The organism is Coprococcus sp. AF16-5 (assembly GCF_003479365.1).
Lineage (GTDB): Bacteria > Bacillota > Clostridia > Lachnospirales > Lachnospiraceae > Coprococcus > Coprococcus aceti.
The window spans coordinates 110,655-134,671 of record NZ_QUGZ01000004.1; the positions used below are offsets into that span (position 1 = coordinate 110,655).

The 24,017-nt window shown below is 44.5% G+C and carries 24 protein-coding genes; 2 read left to right on the forward strand and 22 right to left on the reverse strand.

Features of this window, described 5'->3' with window-relative positions; all coding sequences use genetic code 11:
* Positions 1-154: 154 nt before the first annotated feature.
* From DWW70_RS11240 to DWW70_RS11270, 7 genes are all read right to left on the reverse strand, one after another.
* Complete coding sequence (locus DWW70_RS11240) at positions 155-1,387, reverse strand: S41 family peptidase (RefSeq protein WP_055147201.1); 1,233 nt, start codon at positions 1,385-1,387, stop codon at positions 155-157.
* A gap of 64 nt (positions 1,388-1,451) precedes the next feature.
* Positions 1,452-2,687, reverse strand: a complete 1,236-nt coding sequence (locus DWW70_RS11245) for a murein hydrolase activator EnvC family protein (protein ID WP_055147198.1) — start codon at positions 2,685-2,687, stop codon at positions 1,452-1,454.
* Between the two features lie 183 nt (positions 2,688-2,870).
* A complete protein-coding gene (gene ftsX, locus DWW70_RS11250) occupies positions 2,871-3,779 on the reverse strand; it encodes a permease-like cell division protein FtsX (RefSeq protein ID WP_055147195.1) in 909 nt (302 codons plus the stop codon).
* Entirely contained in the window at positions 3,769-4,455 is a 687-nt protein-coding gene (ftsE, locus tag DWW70_RS11255) for a cell division ATP-binding protein FtsE (protein WP_022216898.1), read from the reverse strand. Before ftsE ends, ftsX begins: the two co-directional genes overlap by 11 nt.
* A gap of 236 nt (positions 4,456-4,691) precedes the next feature.
* On the reverse strand, positions 4,692-5,780 hold the full coding sequence (locus tag DWW70_RS11260) for a PucR family transcriptional regulator (RefSeq protein ID WP_055224350.1): 1,089 nt from the start codon (positions 5,778-5,780) through the stop codon (positions 4,692-4,694).
* Between the two features lie 196 nt (positions 5,781-5,976).
* A complete protein-coding gene (locus DWW70_RS11265) occupies positions 5,977-7,089 on the reverse strand; it encodes an ABC transporter ATP-binding protein (protein ID WP_004851294.1) in 1,113 nt (370 codons plus the stop codon).
* A 443-nt stretch (positions 7,090-7,532) separates the two neighbouring features.
* Entirely contained in the window at positions 7,533-8,123 is a 591-nt protein-coding gene (locus tag DWW70_RS11270) for a LytR C-terminal domain-containing protein (protein ID WP_117551207.1), read from the reverse strand.
* A 148-nt stretch (positions 8,124-8,271) separates the two neighbouring features.
* On the opposite strand from DWW70_RS11270, the gene DWW70_RS11275 reads away from it, so the two are divergent.
* Together DWW70_RS11275 and DWW70_RS11280 are read left to right on the forward strand one after the other, a co-directional pair.
* Positions 8,272-9,000 (forward strand): SDR family NAD(P)-dependent oxidoreductase, encoded by a 729-nt coding sequence (locus tag DWW70_RS11275; RefSeq protein WP_118649865.1) that lies wholly within the window; start codon positions 8,272-8,274, stop codon positions 8,998-9,000.
* 114 nt (positions 9,001-9,114) lie between these two features.
* The gene (locus DWW70_RS11280; RefSeq protein WP_015533997.1) at positions 9,115-9,363 is read left to right on the forward strand and encodes a hypothetical protein; all 249 of its coding nucleotides are present in this window, start codon (positions 9,115-9,117) and stop codon (positions 9,361-9,363) included.
* Between the two features lie 115 nt (positions 9,364-9,478).
* On the opposite strand, the gene DWW70_RS11285 is transcribed toward DWW70_RS11280, so the two are convergent.
* From DWW70_RS11285 to DWW70_RS11350, 15 genes are all read right to left on the reverse strand, one after another.
* The gene (locus tag DWW70_RS11285) at positions 9,479-10,555 is read right to left on the reverse strand and encodes a putative manganese transporter (protein WP_118649866.1); all 1,077 of its coding nucleotides are present in this window, start codon (positions 10,553-10,555) and stop codon (positions 9,479-9,481) included.
* Between the two features lie 23 nt (positions 10,556-10,578).
* Positions 10,579-11,109 carry a histidine phosphatase family protein gene (locus DWW70_RS11290; RefSeq protein WP_022216900.1) on the reverse strand — a complete coding sequence of 177 codons (531 nt, stop codon included), beginning with the start codon at positions 11,107-11,109 and terminating at the stop codon, positions 10,579-10,581.
* Between the two features lie 144 nt (positions 11,110-11,253).
* Positions 11,254-11,652, reverse strand: coding sequence for a hypothetical protein (locus tag DWW70_RS15230; RefSeq protein WP_243017716.1), 399 nt, complete (start codon positions 11,650-11,652; stop codon positions 11,254-11,256).
* Complete coding sequence (locus tag DWW70_RS11295; protein ID WP_243017717.1) at positions 11,592-13,061, reverse strand: carbohydrate-binding domain-containing protein; 1,470 nt, start codon at positions 13,059-13,061, stop codon at positions 11,592-11,594. Before DWW70_RS11295 ends, DWW70_RS15230 begins: the two co-directional genes overlap by 61 nt.
* A gap of 42 nt (positions 13,062-13,103) precedes the next feature.
* Positions 13,104-13,784: a DUF4956 domain-containing protein gene (locus DWW70_RS11300; RefSeq protein ID WP_118649867.1), complete on the reverse strand. Its 681-nt coding sequence runs from the start codon at positions 13,782-13,784 to the stop codon at positions 13,104-13,106.
* Between the two features lie 93 nt (positions 13,785-13,877).
* Positions 13,878-14,564 (reverse strand): polyphosphate polymerase domain-containing protein, encoded by a 687-nt coding sequence (locus DWW70_RS11305; RefSeq protein WP_055280641.1) that lies wholly within the window; start codon positions 14,562-14,564, stop codon positions 13,878-13,880.
* 420 nt (positions 14,565-14,984) lie between these two features.
* The gene (gene gdhA / locus DWW70_RS11310; protein ID WP_004851315.1) at positions 14,985-16,346 is read right to left on the reverse strand and encodes an NADP-specific glutamate dehydrogenase; all 1,362 of its coding nucleotides are present in this window, start codon (positions 16,344-16,346) and stop codon (positions 14,985-14,987) included.
* A 248-nt stretch (positions 16,347-16,594) separates the two neighbouring features.
* The gene (locus DWW70_RS11315) at positions 16,595-17,089 is read right to left on the reverse strand and encodes an Lrp/AsnC family transcriptional regulator (protein ID WP_015534003.1); all 495 of its coding nucleotides are present in this window, start codon (positions 17,087-17,089) and stop codon (positions 16,595-16,597) included.
* A 247-nt stretch (positions 17,090-17,336) separates the two neighbouring features.
* Positions 17,337-18,152, reverse strand: coding sequence for a Cof-type HAD-IIB family hydrolase (locus DWW70_RS11320; RefSeq protein WP_055147172.1), 816 nt, complete (start codon positions 18,150-18,152; stop codon positions 17,337-17,339).
* 175 nt (positions 18,153-18,327) lie between these two features.
* Complete coding sequence (locus DWW70_RS11325) at positions 18,328-18,687, reverse strand: hypothetical protein (protein WP_004851321.1); 360 nt, start codon at positions 18,685-18,687, stop codon at positions 18,328-18,330.
* 83 nt (positions 18,688-18,770) lie between these two features.
* Positions 18,771-20,171: an NADPH-dependent glutamate synthase gene (gene gltA, locus DWW70_RS11330; protein WP_022216905.1), complete on the reverse strand. Its 1,401-nt coding sequence runs from the start codon at positions 20,169-20,171 to the stop codon at positions 18,771-18,773.
* Positions 20,171-21,058, reverse strand: coding sequence for a sulfide/dihydroorotate dehydrogenase-like FAD/NAD-binding protein (locus DWW70_RS11335; protein WP_118649868.1), 888 nt, complete (start codon positions 21,056-21,058; stop codon positions 20,171-20,173). The genes gltA and DWW70_RS11335 overlap by 1 nt, the downstream gene beginning before the upstream one ends.
* A 234-nt stretch (positions 21,059-21,292) precedes the next feature.
* Positions 21,293-21,598: a hypothetical protein gene (locus DWW70_RS11340; RefSeq protein ID WP_022216907.1), complete on the reverse strand. Its 306-nt coding sequence runs from the start codon at positions 21,596-21,598 to the stop codon at positions 21,293-21,295.
* A gap of 309 nt (positions 21,599-21,907) precedes the next feature.
* On the reverse strand, positions 21,908-23,611 hold the full coding sequence (gene ptsP, locus DWW70_RS11345; RefSeq protein ID WP_118649869.1) for a phosphoenolpyruvate--protein phosphotransferase: 1,704 nt from the start codon (positions 23,609-23,611) through the stop codon (positions 21,908-21,910).
* A gap of 135 nt (positions 23,612-23,746) precedes the next feature.
* Positions 23,747-24,010, reverse strand: a complete 264-nt coding sequence (locus DWW70_RS11350) for an HPr family phosphocarrier protein (protein ID WP_022216909.1) — start codon at positions 24,008-24,010, stop codon at positions 23,747-23,749.
* Positions 24,011-24,017 lie beyond the last annotated feature (7 nt).

Here is a 24,017-nt window from a genome sequence, read left to right on the forward strand (position 1 = left end):
GTATAACACAATATGCAGCACTTTTGTGCTGCATATTATCTAAAAATTATGTTGTTTTAATTATTTATGCATTTTACATATACGATAGCATTCGAACAGATACTTCACTGACAAATTTATATAACTATATTTATACCAATCTCTATCTTAATCCCTACTTCAGCTTCTCCTTCAAAACCTCAATACCCTTCTGGTACTGGCTGTCATTCTTGCCCTGGAAATCCTCATAGGTATAATCATCTGGAAGATCCACTTCAATATCAGGCGCAACACCCTTCTTGTGGATATCGTTGTCATCGTGTGTGAAATACTTCTGTGTCGTGAGCTTGATCGCTGTGCCATCACCAAGTGGTATAACACTCTGCACGATTCCCTTACCGTAGGTATTCTTTCCTACAACAGTTGCAGCCCCGAATTCCTTGAGTGCCGATGTAAGTATCTCTGACGCACTGGCACTGTACTCATTTGTCAGGACTACCATAGGCATATCGAGGTATTCATCATCTGTCGATTTATACTCGTCCACAACTTTGCCGGTCTTGTCCTTGATGGACACTATGGTTCCCTCTGGGAGCAGATAGTCGCAAATGTTTACGACCGTGGTGAGCATTCCACCCGGATCACTTCTGACATCGATCATCAGTGCCTGCATGCCCTCATTCTTGAGCTCCTCAACTGCCTTCTGGAAAAGCTCGTCTGTGTTGTCTATGAACTGCGTGATCCTCACATATCCGATCTTGTCGTCTATCATAAATGATGATACCGTGCTGTACTCAACGATCTCCCTGGTGATGGTGACATCGTGGTAAGCCTTATCACGCTCCCTGTATATCTTCAGCGTAACATCAGTTCCAGCATCGCCTCTTATGAGTGATACGAGGTAGTCAAGATCATCGTCTGTAGTGATCTCGTGATCATCTATCTGTACAATAATGTCATCAGGCTGTATATCCACCTTCTCAGCCGGTGCACCCTCAAGGATATTTACCGCACGGACATATCCCGTATCCTCATCCTTGCTGACCGTAACTCCGATTCCGGCATACTCACCTGAATCATCCTCCTGCAGCTTGGCATACTCTTCCTTGGTGTAATACTGTGCATACGGATCGTCAAGGGATTCCATTATACCCTTGTATATGCCCTCCCTGATCGTATCATCGTCAATATCATTGTAATAATAATTGTCTATGATACTCTCGATCTTCGCTGTCTTGTCAAGTACGTCCGCATCCAACAAATTGCCATCATAGGTTATCTTGGTGGAACTGCCGGTTTTGCCGCTGAGTGTGCCACTGAACACACCTGATGTACCGCAGCCCGTCAGACCGATCACCGTACTTGCCAGCACCGCTGTCACTACTGTCTTCTTCAACATTTTCCTCATATCATTATCTCCTAACCTTGTATTGCCATCAAATACCTGAATCTCTCCATATCCCCTGCCCGGTCTACTGTCCAAGGAAGTCATGCGGATTGACATACGTTCCGTCTATCGACACGCCAAAATGGCAATGCGGACCTGTCGACACACCCGTACTTCCTGCCTTTGCTATGACCTGACCTTTCACAACCTTGTCGCCAACATTTACACATAGCTGTGAGTTGTGCATATATACCGTACATATTCCGCCGCCGTGGCTGATCATGACCATGTTGCCACCGCCGCCATTGTAGCAGGACATCACGACTGTGCCGGCCTCCGCCGCAACAATATCTGTTCCATAATCACAGCCTATATCAAGTCCCTGATGATATGTACTTGCTCCCGCTGTAGGAGCATCTCGGTAACCAAATTCATCCGTGATAACACCTCCGGTCGATACCGGCCACATGAATTTGCCCTTATATTTGGAGGTGTCGTATACCTTTCCATCTTTCGTATACGCACCCGTACCATTTGCATTTGCCTTGCCCATCTCCTGTCTGGATATCTCCGCGATACGTCTCTCGGCTTCCTCACGGGCCACAGTGAACTTGTTCATCAACGACTTCTGGGCTTCTATATCACCATCATATCTGGTGATCTCTTCCTGCTTCTGATCTATAATGGTCTGCAGTTCAGCCTCGTTACTCTCCAGATCCGTCTTGACCGACTCCACCTGTCTGAGGTCAGATTCAAGCTGCGCCTCATAATTGGCAATATCTGTCTTGGTCTTGATCAGCTTTGCAAGCTGCCTCTGATCGTATTCCGATATCTGGTCTATATACTCTGATTTGTTCAGGAGATCGCTGAATGATATGGATGTGAGCAGGGCATCGACATATTCCGTCTCCCCCTCCTCATACAGATACTGTATTCTCTGCTTCATCGCCTCATACTGCTCATCCTCTGCCTTCTGAGCTTCATCCAGACTTTTCTGAGTTGTGTCTATCTCCGTCTGGAGCTCGTCTGTCTGCTCCTGCAGGCTCGTTATCTGAGTCTGGACGGATGTCATCTTGGCATCCAGATCTGCAACGTCCTGAACGATCTTGTTCTGCTGTTCCTCCAGAGAATCCAGAACGTCCTTGGCATTCTTCTCGTTTTCACTGGCATCATCCTTCTGACGCTCAGCCTCTTCCTTCGTCATGGCATATGCCATATTTCCCCCGGTCTGAGACGCAGCCATGCCCCCCATGACTACACATCCCGCAACAAGCAATGCCATCCTTCTGATATTCCCTTTTACATTGACTTTCTTTTTCATAATCTACTACTCCTTGTTATCCCCATCTAACAATTAACTAGTATATCTTATGTCGTCGTGCGTGAGCGCGATGACCTGCGCACGCATCAGCGTGCTTCATTATATTATATCGCCTGCCGGCTCAATGAGGGCATTCGCATTATGACGTCTTGCGCAAGCGCATCCGTCGCAATGCTCATTATATCATACTCTCAAATGCTTCCTCGTGGTAAGGATACTTCCTACCAGTCCAACACCGATACCAAGCACAAGTCCAACCGGTATCATGGTCTTGAACAGGTCATGCTGGCTCACAAATGCAAACAGCGTTGTGACAACCTTAAATCTTCCGGCAACATATGTCAGTATCTTATCATACATGTAGTACAGAAGAACCAGAGGTATAGCCGAACCGACCGCACCTATGATCACACCCTCTATGATGAACGGCGCCCGTACAAATACATTTGTCGCACCGATCAGCTTCATGATCCCTATCTCTTCCTTTCGCACCGTGATACCTATGGTGATAGTGTTGCTTATAAGGAAGATAGATACCAGCATCAGTATCACAACTATTCCTATGGATGCATATCCGACAAGAGATGACAGTGTCGTGATGCTGTCCGCAGTCACGTCAGAGCTCTTGACCTTTCTGACTCCTGAAAGCCCCTGGGCAAATGCCACGAACTCCGGCTGTCTGGCCACATCCTTGAGCGTAACCTCATATGAGGCCGAATTCTTAAGTGGATTGTCCTCGCCAAATGCATCCTTTGCCGCCTGTGGATTATCGTAGTTCTGCTCAACAAATTTATTCCATGCGTCATCCGCCGACACGTAATCCATCGTGTTTACATAATCCAGAGTTCTTATCTGTGATCCGATAAGCTGTATCGTGTCGTCCGACACATCCTCGTCAAAAAACACTGATATTGTAACTGTATTCTCAAGCTCCTGCATACCGGACTGAAAGTTTACAACTACCGCATATATGATTCCAAAGAGGAACAGACATGATATGATGGTTCCAAGTGATGCAAGTGAGAACAGAATATTTCTTCTTATATTTGCAAAGCCCTGTCTGAGGATATAGAAAAATGTACTAATCTTCATCTATATATCCTCCTTCCTTCTCGTCGCTGATAATTACACCCTTCTTCAGGGTGATAACTCTCTTCTTCATCTCATTGACGATATCCTTATTGTGGGTTACCACGACAACTGTGGTTCCTCTCTTGTTGATATCCTCAAGGAGGTTCATGATATCCAATGAGTTCTTAGGATCGAGATTTCCTGTAGGCTCATCCGCCAGTATGATGTCCGGATTGTTGACCAGTGCTCTCGCCATGGCAACTCTCTGCTGCTCACCACCTGAGAGCTCCTTCGGGTATGATTTGTACTTGTCTGCAAGTCCAACCAGCGTCAGCATGGCCGGAACACGTCTTCTGATGTATCTCGCCGGAGTCTGGATAACTCTCTGTGCAAATGCAACATTCTCGTATATAGTCCTGTCCTTCAGAAGCCTGAAGTTCTGGAATACGACTCCAATCCTTCTTCTGACCTTCGGTATATCTTTTCTCTTTATCTTGCCATAGTCGTATCCGGCAACAGTGATATTGCCCTCCGTAGGATCGAGCTCCTTGAGCAGAAGCCTAAACAGAGTGGTCTTGCCTGATCCACTGCTTCCAACTATAAATACGAACTCGCCTTTTTCTATATTGATGTTCACATTCTTGAGCGCCTGATTGCCCCCAGGGTATGTCATACTCACGTTCTCTAACTCTATCATCTCATGTCTCCTATATTGCCTCTTTACGGCATAAACTGTACATTATCTTACATTTGTCCATAGTCGGATGATTCTGATTCATTTCATCCACGCTTCATTATACTACATATTGATTGTTTTGTTGTGTATAGTTTGTGAATTAAAATTAATACACGATGCAGCAGTCTTCATATATCCATATGTAAGGCTGCCGCTTCTATGCAATCTATATTCCAGATAACTGTCCACCGGACATTTTAATAATCCAGTGACTCCATGTACTTCATGTACTTTACAACCATAAGAGCGATCTTGAATGTGATGGCGTCCTCGAATACTCTCAGATCAAGGCCTGTGCTCTTCTGCAACTTATCAAGTCTGTATACCAGAGTATTTCTGTGGATGTACAACTGTCTTGATGTCTCTGATACGTTCAGGCTGTTCTCAAAGAACTTGTTGATAGTTGACAAAGTCTCCTCGTCAAACTCATCAGGGCTCTTGCCGTCAAATATCTCTCTGATGAACATCTTGCACAGAGGAAGTGGAAGCTGGTAAATAAGTCGTCCTATTCCAAGATTGCTGTATGCTATGATATCTGTGTTCTCATAGAATATCTTTCCAACATCCAGAGCCATCTTAGCCTCTTTGTATGAACGTGAAACTTCCTTTATCTCATTGACAATTGTTCCGAATGATACATGTACAGATGACATCGCCTCGGTATTGAGCATGTCAACGATGACCTTGGCAATCTTGTTCATGTCGTCATATGTCTCGTTGGACTTGACTTCCTTGACAAGAATGATGTTCTTCTCGTCCACAGCAGTGATGAAATCCTTTGTCTTGGCTGAGAAGATATTACGTACTGTCTCAAGTGCATTGGTATCCTTCTCATTCTTTGTCTCTATGATAAATACGATTCTTCTCACATCAGTATCTATGTGGAGCTTCTTTGCTCTGTTGTAGATATCAACCAGAAGGAGATTGTCTAAGAGAAGGTTCTTGATAAAGTTGTCCTTGTCAAATCTCTCCTTGTATGCGACCAGAAGGTTCTGGATCTGAAATGCTGCAATCTTGCCGACCATATATGTATCATCGGTCTCGCCCTTTGCCATGAGAATATGCTCTAACTGGTTATCGTCAAACACCTTGAAGAACTGATAACCTCTTACAACCTGGCTCTCTGCCGGTGAATCAACAAATGCACGAACTGAATCCTCGCAGTCATCTATATCCTTAAGTGTTGACGCAAGCACTTTTCCCTCTGTGTCCAACACGCACAGGTCAGTTCTTGTTATACCTTTTAATCCGTCTATTGTATCCTGAAGAATCTGGTTTGATATCATTCTTTTCACTCCTTATACTCATTATACGTTTTATCCCGTAATCCATTACTCTTATTTTAAAGCAAAATTGTAGAAAAAAAAAGAGAAAATGCAGATTTTTTATATGTATTTTCTGCATTTTCTCAATTTTTCAAGAATTAAACTACTGTTTCCAGTTATCTGGAGTGTAATTGTAAGTTCTATGTGTTATCTAAGACTAGTTAACAAGGATCTCCTCTGTCTCCTTATCGAAGATATGAATCTTGCTTAAGTCAAATGCGAACTGAACTGTGTCGCCAGGTCTAGCTGTTGTACGAGCATTTACTCTTGCTGTGATATCGAACTGGTCGATTGTGAAGTATAAGTAAACCTCGGCACCAAGCATCTCGTAAATGTTGATTCTTGCATCGATTACGCTCTCTGGTGATGACTCGATGAAGAGCTGCTCATCATGAATATCCTCTGGACGGATACCAAGAACAACTTCCTTATCGATAGCATCAAGTGCGATAAGTCTCTCAGCCTTGCTGTCTGGAACCTTGATTGAATGTGAACCGAACATAAGGAGAACGTCAGCACCTGACTTAACAACCTTACAATCGATGAAGTTCATAGGTGGCATACCCATGAATCCGGCAACGAACAGGTTACATGGCTTGTCGTAGAGGTTCTGAGGTGTATCTACCTGCTGGATGATACCATCCTTCATAACTACGATTCTTGTACCAAGTGTCATAGCCTCTGTCTGGTCATGTGTTACGTAGATGATAGTTGTCTGGAGTCTCTGATGAAGCTTTGAGATCTCAACACGCATCTGTACACGAAGCTTAGCATCAAGGTTTGAAAGAGGCTCGTCCATAAGGAATACCTTTGGCTCACGGACAATTGCACGTCCCATAGCAACTCGCTGTCTCTGTCCACCTGATAAAGCCTTTGGCTTTCTGTCAAGAAGATGCTCGATATCAAGAATCTTAGCTGCCTCATGTACAGCCTTGTCGATCTTCTCCTTTGGAACCTTTCTTAACTTAAGTCCAAATGCCATGTTATCATATACTGACATATGTGGGTACAGAGCGTAGTTCTGGAATACCATCGCAATATCTCTGTCCTTTGGCTCTACATCGTTTACGAGCTTGTCGCCGATCCATAACTCACCTGAGCTGATATCCTCAAGTCCTGCTATCATTCTAAGAGTTGTTGACTTTCCACATCCTGATGGTCCAACAAAGATGATGAACTCCTTGTCTTCGATCTCAAGGTTGAAGTCCTTAACTGCGTTGAATCCGTTAGGATATACCTTGTAAATGTTCTTAAGTGATAAACTTGCCATTTGAAATTACCTCCGTAGTGTATATAATCTTGTTTTTGTTCACCCTAAAAACTATTGTTATTCTACATCATTGGCATTTTTCATTCTATGTGATTATTGCTCAAAAAAATTTTTGAACTTTTGTCTAAATTGTATACATGCACAAATTTTGCAACATTTTGACGGTTTTCGAACCGTTTTCCCTTGGTTTAAACTTCCTTTTTTGTGAAACCTTCACCATACCCATTTATGTCAATAGGGTTTTTCGTCACGTTTTCGGTATATTTTATTACTTTTGCCTATTGTTTTTACTCATATATATACTTGACAAACCAGAAAAATGTAGAACAGCCGGCAAAATCTGTAACATTTTGTACTACAGTAAAAAAACTCTACTGATATCGGTGTTTTCTATTACGATATCAGCAGAGTTTTCTATATATTTTCTACATATTCTTCTATATCTAGTTGTTGGCTGCGTTGTCCACACCTATTACTACGACAATGTCTGCACCTGAAATGTCGACATCTGATGCAACAGATGAGTCAATATCTGATCTGTCTGCCGTTGCTGCACCGCCCAAAAGGCTTACAAGTCCGCTCACATCATATGAATCTGATGTGTAGATAACTGTTGTTGACTGATCTCCGTTGTCATATGTTCCTATATCTACTGATGTGTATCCATCCGCTGTGAGTGTTGTCTGCCATGTAGCTGCCACACCTGACACGCCTGATGCGTTGAGCACTACTACTTTTGCATCCTTGCCATTTCCTGCATTTGCATCATCTGTTGAAGCGTCCTGTGAGCTGTCATCCGCTGATGTGTCTGAGCTGTCTGCAGCATCGCCTGAACCTCCAAATGTAGGATCTGACGGATCTGACTCCTCAGTCACAATGCTTGTCTTATTGCCCGTGTCCGATGCGTCTGATTTCTTGCTCTTGCTGACGGTTCGTGCAAGCAGTACGAGCATGACAACTATAGCCACTGCAAGTATGATAACCGCTGCTCTGAGCATTGTATCTAAGAATAATTTCATTACTTTCTTACCCATTATATAGCCTCCATCTCAATATAAATGTATATTCTCATTTGTTAACAAAAACAACTAGAGTATACCAAAGTGCTTTTTTATTTTCAACATTTAATTCGCATGATATACTAGAATTAAATTTTTGTTCACAAATAGCGGAGGTACAGATTTGAAAACAGCGATAATAATTGGCGCCTCGACAGGCATCGGAAGGGCGACAGCACTGGCGCTTTCAGACAAATATAACAGCATATCTATCACTTCATTCAAACACAAAGAAGAGCTTCTCTCTCTGAGAGACGAACTTACGGCAAAAGGCTGCATCTGTTACTGTGAGACCGGAGACGCCGGGGATATGGAATTTATGGAGAAGTTTATACAAAATACCATAGATCATCTCGGCAGCGACATCGATCTCCTCATCAACAATGCCGGCATATCTTATGTGGGGCTTATAAACAATATGACAGCCCAGGATTTTGACAGAACCATGAAGTCAAATGTATACTCGGTTTTCAATAGCTGCCGACTCGTGGTTCCTCACATGATCCAGCACCACAAAGGACACATAATCAATATCTCATCCGTGTGGGGAAATGTCGGTGCGTCGTGTGAGGTCGCATATTCAGCCTCCAAGGGTGCTGTAAATTCCTTCTCAAAGGCTCTTGGAAAAGAGCTTGCTCCAAGCGGTATAACTGTCAACGCCATAGCATTTGGCGCAATTGACACCTCCATGAACGGTCATCTGTCACCGGAGGAACGCCAGATGCTGGAGGATGAAATACCTGCAGGAAGAATGGCCATACCTTCTGAAGCGGCAGATTTCATTGTGCACATTGCCGAGTGTGGAGAATACCTGAATGGTCAGGTGATCACATTTGATGGCGCATGGCAATAGGTGCTTTTCATCAAATTTTACAACAGTATAGGCAATTTCGTCCAAATTTCTATTGCTTAATTGTATATATTGCATTAGAATATTTTATATATGTTATAGAATCGGGGTTATAAAATGGGATTTGGATTTGGGAAAAAGAAGAAAAATATTTCATCGGACACAACTCCCGCCGCCGCAGATATCAAGACTACTCTTGACGAGGACGGCAATGTGGAGATTGTTTCCAAAAACTTCAAGATGAAGCCGACACAAAAGCTGGCGGAGCAACCATCCAGTGAAGGGGACACTTGGATCTGCTGGGGATGCGGACAGCCTACGGATCAGGATATCTGTCCTGTCTGCGGTAAGAAACGCACAAAGTAACAACACACACACAAGGGGCTGTGAAAAAACTCGATTGAGTTTTTTCGCAGCCCTTTTTTACTTTATTGCAATGCGGTCACTGCGCATCGCTTACATTTATTTTCTCTACACTCTGCTAAAATGTGATTCCAAGAGCATTTATTATGAGTCCCCACGCAAGTCCTGCAGCATACAGCACCACTGCTATCCTTATATTCTCCGCAGGTCTATGCCTGTTCATTCTAAAGAGCACCACAAGGCCTACTCCTGCACTCACCAGAAGTCCTGACATCATAGCACCCGCGCTGAGTATTCCCTGAAGATACAGCTCGGTTATTATGACTGATGCCGCACAGTTAGGAATAAGACCCACCAACGCTGCTGCCGCCTCTCCAAGCACAGGCACATCATTGAATATGCGGGCTATGGATTTCTCTCCTACAGCCTCTATGATCACATTTATCACAAGTGAGAATATAAATATAAATATCGCAATCTTTGCAGTGTGCACCAGAGCAGATCTGAATATTCCACCCTCGCAGTCGCAGTGTTCCTGTTCGCACACCTCATGGATATTCTTCTCTCCCAAATGTCCGTGGTCGTGACTGTGCTCATGGACATAGTCATGCACATGTCCCTTTCCTTTCTTCTCAGCAGCATCCTTGTACACTATATTCTGTGTATGTATGGAGCTTTCTGCCGCTTTTGCAGTGTCACTGTGCACATGTCCGCCATGGTGTTCGTGTTCATCATGTCCGCCATGTCTGTGGACCGGATCTATCTTCTTTACCTGGACCGGCTTTCTCAGTCTGTCCAGCACAAATCCTACTATATAGCCTGTTATTACGGCTATGACCGCCTTTGTCGCAAGGATCTTCACTATTGTCCCCGCGCTTATCGCGTCATTTGACAGCATGATCGGCAGCATCTCGTCCGAGGTTGACATGAACACGGCTATGAGCACGCCCGCCCCTATCACGCCTCCGCTGTACAGGTTGGATGCCATAAGTGAAAATCCGCACTGTGGCACTATTCCCAGCACTCCGCCAATCAATGGACCAAGCTTCTCTGCCTTTCCAAGCACATGCGCCTGTCGGCCTGCAGTTTTTCTCTCAAGCCACTCCATGACCACATAGGTGATGAGCAGAAACGGGATGAGCTTCACCGTATCAAACAGTGCATCCTTAAATGAATCTATAAGCAATTCCTTCATATTATAAAACACTCCTTCTCAGATCAGCACTCGTAGATATTGTACCCACAATTGTCCTGACTGAATCCAAAATACTCCTCGTTGGTCATATCCATGAAATAGCTGCATATCACCCTGCATATTCCGTTATGGCAAACAAACAGTACCGACGAATCCGGATAGGTCTCGCGGGTTTCAATTATCAGATCGTACGTTCTCCTGGCAATATCCATCATGGATTCTCCACCAGGATATCTGTATGCGAACATTCTTTTATTGTTCAGGAAATCCCTGTCGTCCCTCTGGACACCCTCATACACACCGTAATCCTGTTCTATAAGCCTTTCATCCGTAAGTACCGGCAAATGCTTTCTCTCCGCCACCGCTCGTGCTGTCTCCTGTGCCCTGGAGAGCGGCGATGCTATTATCACGTCAATAGAGCAGCTATCCAATCTCTCTGCAAGGAGCTGTGCCTGCTGAAGTCCTTTATCTGTAAGAGGGGAATCTGTCCTGCCACAGACCTTATTAAGTCTGTTCCATTCCGTCTCTCCGTGTCTTGCAACATATAACTTCATATGGGTTCTCCTTCCAGTCATATTGGGTATCTGCTCTTTTTACCAACTGTGTATTAACTACAAAAATCTCATGTCTTTATAATATTAAGCATTTTTGCAAATTAATCAACTGTTTTCGGCTGTTAAAGCGTCTGGAATTATCTTCTATATGCTCATGCTGTCTGAGCTCGAACTATTGTCTTTGTTCTGTGAACTGCCATTTGTGCTGTCATTCTGCCCATTATCTGAATCACCATCCAGTCTCTGCATATTTCCATCATCTGAGTTGCCGCCTGGTCTCTGCATATTTCCATCGTCTGAATTACCACCTGGTCTCTGCATATTTCCATCATCTGAGTTGCCGCCCGGTCTCTGTATTCCGCCATTATCTAAATTGCCGCCCGGTCTCTGCATTCCGCCTGAGCCCTCGCTGTATGTAATATCATCCAGTGTAAATGTACTGCTCTGGTCACCGACAGTCAAAGTGTAGGTATTTCCCTGTTTCATGCCTGATGCGCTGATGACAACCGAGTTAAATTTCTTATCCACCTTATAGCTGAGCACTGTGTGGACTCATCTCCAAATCCCTGAGCCATACCGGAACCACCCACAGCTACGATCTCGCCGCCTGTTATCGCAGCACAGATTCCGTAGTCCATCGCGCCATTGCCATTGTCAGAAGGACCAAGTACATACACGCTGCCTCCTGTAATTCCAATGTAGCCGTTGGAATCTATTCCATCACCGTTGGCATTTATATTTATCGTTCCTCCTGTTATAAGAATATATGCATCATTGTCGGCATCCATGTCCACTCCGCCCATACCTGGGCCGCCTCCAAAACCATCATGGTTGTCTCCCGAGCCTGAGCTGCCTCCAGCTGCATTGAAGCCGTCATCACTGGATATCACATCTATATCACCGCCAGTCACAAGGATCTTATCCCCCTCTACCCCCTCACAACTCTTAGATACATCTATATCTCCACCAGTTATTATCAGAAGTCCCTCCGCATGGATCGCGTCATCGCCAACCGATATGTTGATATCTCCGCCTTCTATATATACATATCCATCCTGCTGGTCGTCATTTCCCGCATGTATACCATCCTCATCACAACTCAGGTTAAATGTTCCATCCGCAATTCTCACGCTATCCTTGCCGTTCAGGCAGTGATCCTGACTGTATATGGTATAAGTGCCGCCTGTAACCACCAGGTCATCCTTGGACACGATTCCATGTCCCGTAGTGTCTTTGACCGTCAGGCTTCCGGTGCCGTTAAGTGTAAGGTCGCATTTGGCAAATATCACGGCATCCACATTGTTGTCATCCGTCTGAACGTAGTCCCCGGACACCGTAAGGCTGTTCTCTGCCCCTTCCGCCAACGTCACAAATACCTTGTCAGCGTTCTTCGCATATATTGCCGCATAGTCCACAGCCGTGATCGATACTCCGTCAAGTACAAGTTGAACCTTATCGTCATCGCCCGCATCCACCACGATGGTGCCGTCTGTGAGTGTCCCTGACAGAACGTATACACCTGCCGCTTTGATCGTCACCACGCCGTCCTCAATCTGTACATTCGAGCTGTTACAGGTTGCTGTCTTTCCCGACAGTGTTATCTTCACAGCCTCACTCTCATCATAGGTTCCCGCCAGATCCCGCTTCGTGAACATATCTGTTATATCTATATCCGCACCGCTCATGGATTCATCTATAGCCGCCTGCATCTCCTCCACAGTCATCTCTGTCTTTACACTGGTATTCTCTGCATCCGCACTGCCATTTGGGCTTTCTTTATCAGCGTCAGTCTCTGTGCTCACATCACTTGTCACCTCAGTATCTGAAGTCGAGCTTGTGCTCTGGCTGGTTGAACATCCGGCAAGCATTGCCATGCACATGGCCGCTGTCAACCCTATAGCCAGACATTTGCGGATTTCCGCTCTACGTCTCATATATTTATTCTTCCTCATACGATCATCTCCTTACTAAGTATCTGCCTTATCAACTGACTTCTACAATGTCATGTCCCCCGAATCCACCTGTGCCAGCATGATCTCAAGGTTGCCATTTCTCACTCTGAGCTTATCTATCATATCCTTCTGATTTGTGTGCTTCTTAAGCTTCACCACATATGTAAGCTTGAACAGGCTTCCCATGTTGGTCGTCTTCACATTTATCAGTCTGTAACTGTCTGTACAGTCGACAAGTATCTCATCAAATGCCTCTGTATAGTCGAGATTTTCAGGCACGGTGATCTTCAGGGCTCTCTCTTCATCCCTTCCGCCGCCAAATCCAGTAAGGCTGCAAATGAACATCGCTCCGCCTAGTATGGCGGCAAATAATACTGCATATCCTATAAATCCCATTCCGGTCACAAGTCCTGCTCCCATCGCAAGGAATATGGCGCATATCTCCTTTGCCGAACCTGGAACCGATCTGAACCTTACAAGGCTGAATGCACCTGCCACAGCAACACCCGCGCCAACATTGCCATTTACCATCATGATCACCACGCACACAACCGCAGGTATAAGTGCCAATGTCACCAAAAAGCTCTGTGTATATTTACTCCTAAACGCGTACACCCCTGCAAGGAATACGCCTATCACAAGAGATACCGCTATGCAGATCAGAAACTCCTGCACCGTTATCGTTGTCGCCGTTCCAAATATACTGTCAAATAATCCTGTCATCTTCTATCTCCTCCTGTCTATGTTTGCCACTTTATCATTTAAATAATTCGTCTTTTTTAGTTTCTGGCTTTAAATGTATATGATCCACTTATGTCAGCCTACCATCTGTTTATACGCCTCTCCATACTTTGAAAATGACGTCTTGTATGCTCCATACTTTGTCAGCAGATGTGACAGCCACAGCGGGAACCCACCTGCCATCTTGATCTCCATCAACACCTTATATTCTGGTATGACCTTGTGCCCATATGGTTCTTTCTGAAGTGTCAGATCATCATTCTGCCACAGTATATTGTAATCAAACGTGATCCTGAGCTCCGGATCATCTATCCCTTTGTAGGAATCTCTCTCATACGAGAGAACCACCGCAGGCTCCAGATCTTTGTATACCTGCATGAAATAATCGATCTCTCTGCCGATCTGACAATCCTTGTGCAGCGGCTGGCCGCCCACCAGATAATCCATGGCCTCCTGTTCAGGCACCTCCAGCCTTCTTTTGTACACAACAGATTTGTATTTCTTCTTGAGCTCAATAAAAACCTCTGAATCGTCATCCGGGACTCCATAGCTTCTGAGCCTGAGCTTTTCTTTGTAAACCGGCTTTTCTATGGAGTCTCTGATGAGCCTGTGGGAAGGAGTGTCGAAATATATGTTAATGATCTGGCTATGTGCAAACCTGTCCGGTTGCATATACCTTATCATTTCGCTCATTATCTGCTCGTACTGTTCTCTATCTAACATGTACTTAAGTTCATATCTTTTAAACGTGTTGTCTGCCATAAGCATCATCCTTTCTTTACCTTATTCCCTATTGATGATGCTATAATAGCCTGTAAAACTTAAACGAACTTTAAATATAAAAAATTGTCTTCGGTGACTCCTGTTGGTGTGTATTCTCTACGTTGTATATCCAATCGGTAGTGTCGGCGACCGAACTTTGACGCTTCTGTGCCGCCGCAGAGAGCTAGGCGCCCTTATCGTGCTTGGCGCGGCGTGCACGATGGAAACAAAGTCAAAGTGAGGGTAGACAAACGTGATTGGATATACAACATAGAGATTACACCAACAAGAGTCACCGAAGACAACCGCAACGCAAAAACGCCCATCTGTGGATCACTCCACAGATGGACGTCTATAGTCTTATATTATAATCTTATGTCTAGTTGATTTGAAGATAAGGCTCCCGCCAAATGCTTAGGATTAGCAAACGCCCTGAGCAAGCATAGCGTCAACAACCTTCTCGAAGCCGGCGATGTTAGCACCTGCAACATAGTCTGCGTTTCCGCCAACTGTCATGTTGTATCTCTTTGCTGCATCTGAGATGTTAGCGTAGATTGTCTCCATGATTCCCTTGAGCTTGCCATCAACTTCCTCGAATGTCCATGAAAGTCTCTCGCTGTTCTGGCTCATCTCAAGAGCTGATGTAGCAACACCACCTGCATTTGCAGCCTTACCACCAACGAAGAGAACACCATTCTCCTGAAGGTACTTAGTAGCCTCAAGAGTTGTAGGCATGTTAGCGCCCTCTGTTACTGAGATAACGCCGTTTGCAACAAGCATCTTAGCATCGTCAAGGTTAAGCTCGTTCTGTGTAGCACATGGAAGAGCAAGGTCACACTTGATTGACCATACGCCGTGATCATTTGCATCCTTCTTTACATGGTACTCAGCTGATGGTCTAGCAGCAGCATAAGCATCAAGACGTGCTCTCTTAACTTCCTTAACTTCCTTAAGAAGTGCAACATCGATTCCCTCTGGATCGTAGATCCAACCTGTAGAATCTGAACATGTAACACACTTAGCACCTAACTGATGTGCCTTCTGGATTGCGTAGATTGCAACATTACCAGCACCTGATACTGCACAAGTCTTGCCTGCGATATCAATGTCATGATCCTTTAACAGTGCGTTTGTAAGGTAAAGCAGTCCGTAACCAGTAGCCTCTGTACGAGCAAGTGATCCACCATATGTAAGTCCCTTACCTGTGAGAACTCCCTCGTATGATCCACGGATTCTCTTGAACTGACCGAACATGAAACCGATCTCTCTAGCGCCTGTTCCGATATCTCCAGCTGGAACATCGACATCAGCACCGATATACTTACAAAGCTCTGTCATGAAGCTCTGGCAGAATGCCATGATCTCTCTGTCTGACTTACCCTTAGGGTCGAAGTCTGAACCACCCTTACCACCACCGATTGGAAGTGTTGTAAGTGAGTTCTTGAAAACCTGCTCGAAACCAAGGAACTTAATGATACCAAGGTTTACTGATGGGTGAAGTCTGAGACCTCCCTTGTATGGTCCAATGGCATTGTTGAACTGTACACGGAAACCTCTGTTGACCTGTACCTGTCCGTTGTCATCTACCCATGGTACTCTGAACATGAGCTGTCTATCTGGCTCTGTGATTCTCTCGAGGATAGCATTCTTTCTGTAAAGCTCCTCATTTGCCTCGATACAAGGTCTGAGTGAATCAAGAACCTCTGTTACTGCCTGTAAGAACTCAGGCTGATCTGCATTCTTCTTCTGTACTATCTCGAGTACTTCATCAACATATGACATAGTAAAAATCCTCCTAAACTGATTATATATCGTGACCTGTTAATTATTTTCTGACCACGCTCCCTATTATAGTATAGGAAATTAAGATTGTAAAGAAAAAACTTGTGAAATCTAAGTATTTTTTTGTTTTTGCTTAATTTTCCCCTGTTTTTATCAATTAAGCTTATTATTTATAAACATTCTTCTTGTTTTGGGGTATTTCCCGCTGAGTTAAACGTCTAAAGTCTTTTCGACACAGTTTTCACTTTTTACTTCTTCTCCTCATCGTGGTGAAGATCATTCTTCCAGTATCTGCATCTGTGCTTTACATTTGTGGAGAATACGATCTGAGTCTTTGTCTTGCCAAATCTCTGAAGTTCACCAACAAAATGATCGAGATCTGCTGTTGTCTTGAAACGTACCTCAATGAGCATTGAGTAATCTCCTGTCACACAGTTGCACTCCACAACATTTAACACGCTGTCTATATATGGATAGAACTCAGCCTTCTGCTCAGGTGAAACCTCCAGATTGATAAATGCCTTGATATAATGACCCATAGCCTCCGGGTTGAGCTTGGTCGTAAATCCCTCAAGCACGCCCTCGGCAAGCATCCTGTCTATTCTTGTTCCAACTGCTGTAGGTGACATGGACACCTCAGCGCCTATATCCTTGAGTGATACACGTGCATTGTCCTGAAGCATGGCAAGTATCTTCTCATCCACCTCATCCAGTCTGTAGTATATCAGTTCTTTCTTTTCCATAAGATGTCTTCTCCTTCTCACTTTCTAAGGCAATTACAATATTATCCTACATAACCGCAATTGTCCTTTTCCCTATTCAAGCACCTTATCTCGTGGTGCAACTTGTGTTTCACAATCATATTAGCATATTTACTTAAGATTATAAATGTGTAGTGTCATTATATACCCTGCTCTGCGCAAATTACAACCTGATTTTTATGTATATTTACCGTTATACCCAACCTGGATTTTTACCCATAAGTTTTCGTCATTTTACGATATAATTATCCTCAAGCCAGTGCGCCACCCCATCCTCATCATTTGATGATATAACCGATGTGGCATACCTTTTTAGCTGTTCATCAGCATTTTGCACTGCGTAGCTTTCGTCAGCAAGTTCAAACATATCTATATCATTCCTGCCATCTCCAAAGGCAACCACCCTGTCGCATTCCAGAAGTTCCTGCAACTGTTTTATTGCATTTGCCTTAGATGCTGCAAACGGCATGATCTCCAGCCATTGTTCATCTGTATAAATGTCTTTCTGATATACACAGTGAAATTTATCCTTATACTTATCGTACAACGGTTTTAATTTTTCCGGACTGTCAATGCAGGTTATGTAGAAAATATCTCCCACTTTCAAGTTCTCTGCTGACTTTACGATATTTGTCCTGACATCCCCCTGCCTGCTGAGCAGGAATTTCTTCATACCATCTGTGCACAGCTCCGGAACATACGAAAATTTCTCCTTGCCATCTATCCGCGCATACACTATCGGAAATATCTGATTACCGAACAGATCGTCAAGCACTGATCCTACCGATTCATCAAAGTAATTTGCAGCAAGGACTTCACCGGTAACATTGTCTACGATAAACGCCCCATTGTATACGATCAGTGGAATTTCTGCCCGCAGTCCGCTTGTCACCTTCTTAGCTGTGATAAGGGAGCGCGCCGTGGCATAAGAGAATATCATTCCTCTATCTGTCAGATTATTGATTACACTGTTTGTATACTCGGATGTGGTCTCATCGCTGCGAAGAAGCGTACCGTCCAGATCTGATACATATAAAGTTTTCATGTTGTCACCCACCTATCACAATTTTTCTGCAATACATACTATATTTCTACAACTCACACATTTTCATACAACGTGCATTATTTCTTATAATGCTTTCGTTTTCCCACAATTCACTCGATTTCCTACTACCCACTAGATTTTCAATTTTCTACTACATACTAGTTTCCATAACACTCTATCTTCTGTACAGGATTTCCACATCGCCGTCCACGAATCCAGCGGCAACAGCCTCGTACTTCTTAAGTTTCTCAGCATATTTTCCTTCTGTGAGATACTTTCTGATCATCTCACAGGAAATATCAAGTATCTTCTCCCAGCCTACACCCTGCTGCCATTCGTACAGATCTTCCCCTGTCGTGAACTCCTCGTAACAATTCCAGTCCTCGTCCTCCTCGTCAAAATAAGTTGAACTTATCAACTGGATCGACCAATGCAAGTCCACCTCTTCATATATATTGAAGTTGATCGCCACCCCCGGCAGCGGCATATTCTCATCTAAAATTCTGTCTAACCATTTTGCAAATTCATCATACATAACTAATCCCCCGTATATAAAACAAAGCTGATGTGAAGTATTCTCTATACACATCAGCCTCGTTTTATGACTCTATATAATTATTACTTGTTGTTCTTGATGTACTCATCAATTCCCTTTGCACCAGCTCTACCAGCTTCCATTGCAAGTATAACTGTTGCAGCACCTGTTACGGCATCGCCACCGGCATATACGCCTTCCTTGGTTGTCTGTCCGTTTGCCTCTTCTGCAACGATACACTTCCACTTGTTTGTCTCAAGTCCCTCTGTTGTAGATGAGATAAGTGGGTTTGGTGAAGTTCCAAGTGACATGATTACTGTGTCAACGTCCATTGTGAACTCTGAATCTGGAATCACAACAGGTCTTCTTCTGCCTGATGCGTCTGGCTCACCGAGCTCCATCTTCACACACTTCATACCGCATACCCAGCCGTTCTCATCCTCAAGGATCTCTGTTGGGTTTGTGAGGAGATCAAATATGATTCCCTCTTCCTTAGCATGATGAACCTCCTCAACTCTGGCTGGGAGCTCCTCCTCTGAACGTCTGTATACGATATGCGTCTCAGCGCCAAGTCTGAGTGCTGTTCTTGCTGCATCCATAGCAACATTTCCACCACCGACAACGGCAACCTTCTTACCTCTCATGATAGGTGTATTTGAATTCTCGTCAAATGCCTTCATGAGGTTGCTTCTTGTGAGGTACTCATTTGCTGAGAATACGCCGTTGGCATTCTCGCCTGGGATACCCATGAACTTAGGAAGTCCTGCACCTGATCCGATGAACACTGCGTCAAATCCCTCATCCTCAAGGAGTGAGTCGATTGTGACTGACTTTCCTACTACTACATTTGTCTCTATCTTAACACCAAGTGACTTGATGTTCTCGATCTCCTTGGCAACTACCTTCTCCTTTGGAAGACGGAACTCTGGAATTCCGTATACGAGAACTCCGCCCGGCTGGTGAAGTGCCTCGAATATAGTTACATCGTAACCCATCTTTGCAAGATCTCCGGCTGCTGTCACACCTGAAGGGCCTGATCCGATGACTGCCACCTTGTGACCATTCATCTCCTTTGCAGGCTCTGGCTTGATTCCGTTCTCACGAGCCCAGTCAGCAACAAATCTCTCAAGCTTACCGATGGATATCGCCTCGCCCTTGATTCCTCTGATACACTTCTGCTCACACTGTGTCTCCTGTGGACATACACGGCCACATACAGCAGGAAGTGCTGATGACTCGCTGATGATCTTGAATGCCTCGGCGAAGTTGCCCTCCTTGACCTGAGCTATAAATCCAGGGATATTGATAGATACAGGACAGCCATTCATACATGGGGCATTCTTACATCCTATACATCTTGAAGCCTCAGCCATAGCCTCCTCTTCATTATATCCGTAACAAACCTCTTCAAAATTCTTTGCACGTACCTGTGGCTCCTGCTCGCGAACCGGCACTCTCTTCCAAACATCTACTTCTATAGCCATTACTTGTCACCTCCACAGTTTCCACATCCGCCATGATGTGTATCGCCCTCTTTTGCTGCAAGGAATGCTCTGCCCTCTGCAGTCTTGTAGAGCTGCTGGCGCTGCATAGCCTCCTCAAAGTTCACCTTGTGACCATCGAACTCTGGTCCGTCTACACACGCAAACTTAACCTCTCCGCCTACTGTTACACGGCAGGCACCACACATACCTGTTCCGTCTACCATGATAGGGTTAAGGCTGACAACTGTAGGGATCTCAAGCTCCTTTGTGAGCTTACATACGAACTTCATCATGATCATAGGTCCGATGGCAACACATACATCATACTTGTTGCCAGCGTCTACAAGTTTCTGGATCTCATTTGTAACGACACCCTTGCTTCCATATGAACCGTCATCTGTTGTGATATACAGGTTGCCGGCTACCTTCTTCATCTTGTCCTCAAGAATGATGAGTGACTTGTTTCTTCCTCCGATGATGACATCAGCATCGATGCCCTGCTCATGGAGCCACTTTACCTGTGGGTATACAGGTGCTGTTCCAACACCACCTGCAACGAAGAGGATCTTCTTTTTCTTGAGTTCTTCTATATCCTCCTTGCAGAACTCTGATGGACAACCAAGTGGTCCAACGAAATCCGCAAATGAATCTCCTGCCTTCTTATTCTTCATCATCTCTGTAGCAGCTCCAACTACCTGGAATACTATAGTGATGGTTCCGTCCTCTCTTGAGTAATCGCAGATAGTGAGAGGAATTCTCTCTCCATCCTCTGAACCTCTGACAATTACAAACTGTCCCGGAAGACATTTATTTGCAACTCGTGGTGCAACCACGTCCATGAGGTATATGGTCTCTGTCAACTGTTCAACCTTAGTAATCTTATACACTCTGTGCTCCGTCCTTTCCGACAGTCAAATTCTGACTGTTATGATCATTTTATTCTGTAAATGGGTGCAAACGCCCCTATTTATACACGTACGTACTTAATTTAGCAAAAAATATCAACAAAATCAAGGTATATGTAAAAATAGCACTGTTCTAAAAATTATCCTCAGGTGCAAAAAATCCCGCCAAAAGAGAAAATTTTCTCTCTGGCAGGGACTATTATATCTTACTTTATATTACTGTCTCTTTCTCTTCGCCTTGGCCTTGAGTGCTTCCTCTTTCCGTCTCTCGTTCTCCTGAATTATAAGCTTCTTCATTCCCTCCAGCTTTTTCTGGTTCAGCCTTATCTGCTCAAGCTCGCTCTCCGCTGCCTGCTGTGCCTCTTTGCTCTGGAAGGTGACAAACTTGTCAAATGCTCCCGGATAGGCAAATGTCTTTTCTACATTATTATAAGAAAATACAATTCTTATATGGCTTCCATCACATTCCATCACACTGCCTTCACCAAACTTCACATGGTTTACTTTTTCATTCTCAAACATTATTACATCCTCCTATCCATATTATTTCCATCTATAATACTGTTAAAACAAACTCACTAAAATTACGATATGATGCACCTGTCTGTTTCGATCTGCAAGGCTGACTCTGTTCACTATGTGTTCTTCCTGCTACTAATTATACTGTAACAAAAAAATCGGCACTTTTTCCAGTTAAAAATGCCGACTTTTTTTATTTTCGTGAAAATAGTCACTACGAGTCATGGTTTTTGTTCATTATTGATTTCTCAAACACATGAACCATACAAAAATGTACTCATATTTTTACCAAGCCATATTGTGCACTTTTATCTATCTTGCATTTGCTTTGAGAAGTTCCGCAACCTCCGTCTCTGTTGCAAGTGAGAGTGCCTTTGCTGCCAACTCATCTGCTTCAGCCTTCGACCACTTGGCTATCGTTCCTCTTGTCGCAAGGACTGAAGTGGCACTGACTGAAAACTCTCCCAGTCCAAATGATATGAGGAGAGGTATGAGCAACGGATCTGCTGCCGCCTCACCGCACATGCCTACCATGATGCCCGCTGCATTTGCCGCCTCGATGATATTCTTCATGGAGCGGAGAACTGCAGGATTGTAGGACGAGTACAGATACGCAACCTTTGCATTGCCTCTGTCGACCGCCATGGTGTACTGTGTCAGGTCATTTGTGCCTATACTGAAGAAGTCTGCCTCCTTTGCGAGCAGGTCTGCTATGAGACTTGCCGCAGGCGTTTCTATCATTGCACCGACCTGGATATCCTTATTGTATGCTATATTCTCTGCATCAAGCTCAGCCATGAGCTCCTTAACAAGAGCCTTCACGCTTCTGATCTCATCAACACATGTGACAAGCGGTACCATAATCTTGATATCGCCAAATGCACTTGCGCGGAGAAGTGCCCTCAGCTGTACTCTGTATGAATCTTTATTCTGCAGACAATATCTCACTGCTCTGAAACCTAAGAACGGATTGTCCTCTTTCTCAAGTCCAAGGTATGGGATATCCTTGTCACCACCCACATCAAGGGTTCTGATGATGACTTCTCTGCCCTCCATGGTCTCGGCAGCCGCCTTGTACGCCTGGAACTGCTCTTCCTCAGATGGGAGCTCCGATGCGCCCATGAACAGGAACTCTGTTCTGAAAAGGCCAACGCCCTCTCCATCACATGCAGCAACCTGCTTTGCATCCTCCGGATTACCGATATTGCCATACAAATGTACCTTTGCGCCATCAGCTGTGACTGTGTCTTTGCCTCTATATACCTCAAGAAGAGCCTTGTCGCTAAGATACTTCTCTCTCTTTGCCTGATATTCTTCTATCTCTTCCGGGGACGGATCAAGTATGCAGATTCCATCGCATCCGTCAACTACTGCTGTCATTCCATCTGAAACCATGTCAACTATTCCATCCACGCTGAGTACCGCCGGTATCTCAAGTGCTCTCGCAAGAATAGCTGAGTGGGATGTCTTGCCGCCAACCGCAGTGATGATTCCTGCCACATTCTCCTTGACGATTCCTGCTGTCATGGATGGGGTGAGATCCTCAGCCACAAGGATAGTTCCAGCTGGAACCTCTGATATGTTCACATCAGGTGTACCTGTGAGTATCTTGAGCATTCTCACCTTGATGTCGCCAATATCGGTTGCTCTCTGTCTTGTGAGCTCATCATCTGCCATCTGGAACATTCCGGCAAACATATCACATGTACTCTCAAATGCAGCCTCTGCACAGGTTCCGCTCATGATGGCACCTTTTGTTATCTCATCCATCCCCGGATCTGTGAGGAGAAGTATGTGTCCTTCAAGTATCTCGGCATTGTGCTCTCCGACACTCTCCTTCATAGCCTCTGCCATGGCATGAGTCTTCTCTGTAAATGCTGCAACTGCATCGTCATATCTCTTGATCTCTGCATCTGTATCTGTGATCGTTCTGTTCTCATATTCCGGCTTTGCGTCAGATATGATCACAACCTTTCCAACGCCGTAGCCGGCTGAACCCGCGATTCCTTTTTTCATAAGAAAACCTCCAATTATTTTATATACAACAAATGGTACTCAATCTGAGTACCATTTGTCCGTAACATTTACTGAAGTCTGATATCAGATTTCACTTATCATTTTCCTACTGCGACGTTAGAACATCTACTCGCTCTACTCGCCGAATCCTGACTCGATGAGCTCAACTGCCTTTGCAAGAGCCTCCTTCTCGTCTGCACCATCACACTCTACTGTAACCTCAGCACCACACTTGATGCATGCTGCGATGATCAGCATCACGCTCTTGGCATTGATCTTCTTGCCTGCTACGTCGAGAGTTACTGCGCATGAGAACTTTGTCATCTCCTTTGCAAACACTCCTGCTGGTCTCATATGAAGTCCCTGTTCATTTACTACTTTTACTGTCTGTGCTACCATAATTTCT

Coding starts and splice junctions, on each gene's coding strand:
- DWW70_RS11280 (WP_015533997.1), top strand. CDS start 9,115: ATGGGATTTGGATTTGGGAAAAAGAAGAAAAATATTTCATCGGACACA.
- ftsX (WP_055147195.1), bottom strand. CDS start 3,779: ATGAAGATTAGTACATTTTTCTATATCCTCAGACAGGGCTTTGCAAAT.
- DWW70_RS11245 (WP_055147198.1), bottom strand. CDS start 2,687: ATGAAAAAGAAAGTCAATGTAAAAGGGAATATCAGAAGGATGGCATTG.
- DWW70_RS11265 (WP_004851294.1), bottom strand. CDS start 7,089: ATGGCAAGTTTATCACTTAAGAACATTTACAAGGTATATCCTAACGGA.
- DWW70_RS11340 (WP_022216907.1), bottom strand. CDS start 21,598: ATGTTTGAGAATGAAAAAGTAAACCATGTGAAGTTTGGTGAAGGCAGT.
- DWW70_RS11300 (WP_118649867.1), bottom strand. CDS start 13,784: ATGACAGGATTATTTGACAGTATATTTGGAACGGCGACAACGATAACG.
- DWW70_RS11240 (WP_055147201.1), bottom strand. CDS start 1,387: ATGAGGAAAATGTTGAAGAAGACAGTAGTGACAGCGGTGCTGGCAAGT.
- DWW70_RS11320 (WP_055147172.1), bottom strand. CDS start 18,152: ATGAAAACTTTATATGTATCAGATCTGGACGGTACGCTTCTTCGCAGC.
- DWW70_RS11270 (WP_117551207.1), bottom strand. CDS start 8,123: ATGGGTAAGAAAGTAATGAAATTATTCTTAGATACAATGCTCAGAGCA.
- DWW70_RS11315 (WP_015534003.1), bottom strand. CDS start 17,089: ATGGAAAAGAAAGAACTGATATACTACAGACTGGATGAGGTGGATGAG.
- DWW70_RS11350 (WP_022216909.1), bottom strand. CDS start 24,010: ATGGTAGCACAGACAGTAAAAGTAGTAAATGAACAGGGACTTCATATG.
- gltA (WP_022216905.1), bottom strand. CDS start 20,171: ATGGCTATAGAAGTAGATGTTTGGAAGAGAGTGCCGGTTCGCGAGCAG.
- ftsE (WP_022216898.1), bottom strand. CDS start 4,455: ATGATAGAGTTAGAGAACGTGAGTATGACATACCCTGGGGGCAATCAG.
- DWW70_RS11285 (WP_118649866.1), bottom strand. CDS start 10,555: ATGAAGGAATTGCTTATAGATTCATTTAAGGATGCACTGTTTGATACG.
- ptsP (WP_118649869.1), bottom strand. CDS start 23,611: ATGAAAAAAGGAATCGCGGGTTCAGCCGGCTACGGCGTTGGAAAGGTT.
- gdhA (WP_004851315.1), bottom strand. CDS start 16,346: ATGTCATATGTTGATGAAGTACTCGAGATAGTACAGAAGAAGAATGCA.
- DWW70_RS11325 (WP_004851321.1), bottom strand. CDS start 18,687: ATGTATGATGAATTTGCAAAATGGTTAGACAGAATTTTAGATGAGAAT.
- DWW70_RS11260 (WP_055224350.1), bottom strand. CDS start 5,780: ATGATATCAAACCAGATTCTTCAGGATACAATAGACGGATTAAAAGGT.
- DWW70_RS11290 (WP_022216900.1), bottom strand. CDS start 11,109: ATGAAGTTATATGTTGCAAGACACGGAGAGACGGAATGGAACAGACTT.
- DWW70_RS11295 (WP_243017717.1), bottom strand. CDS start 13,061: ATGAGGAAGAATAAATATATGAGACGTAGAGCGGAAATCCGCAAATGT.
- DWW70_RS11305 (WP_055280641.1), bottom strand. CDS start 14,564: ATGGCAGACAACACGTTTAAAAGATATGAACTTAAGTACATGTTAGAT.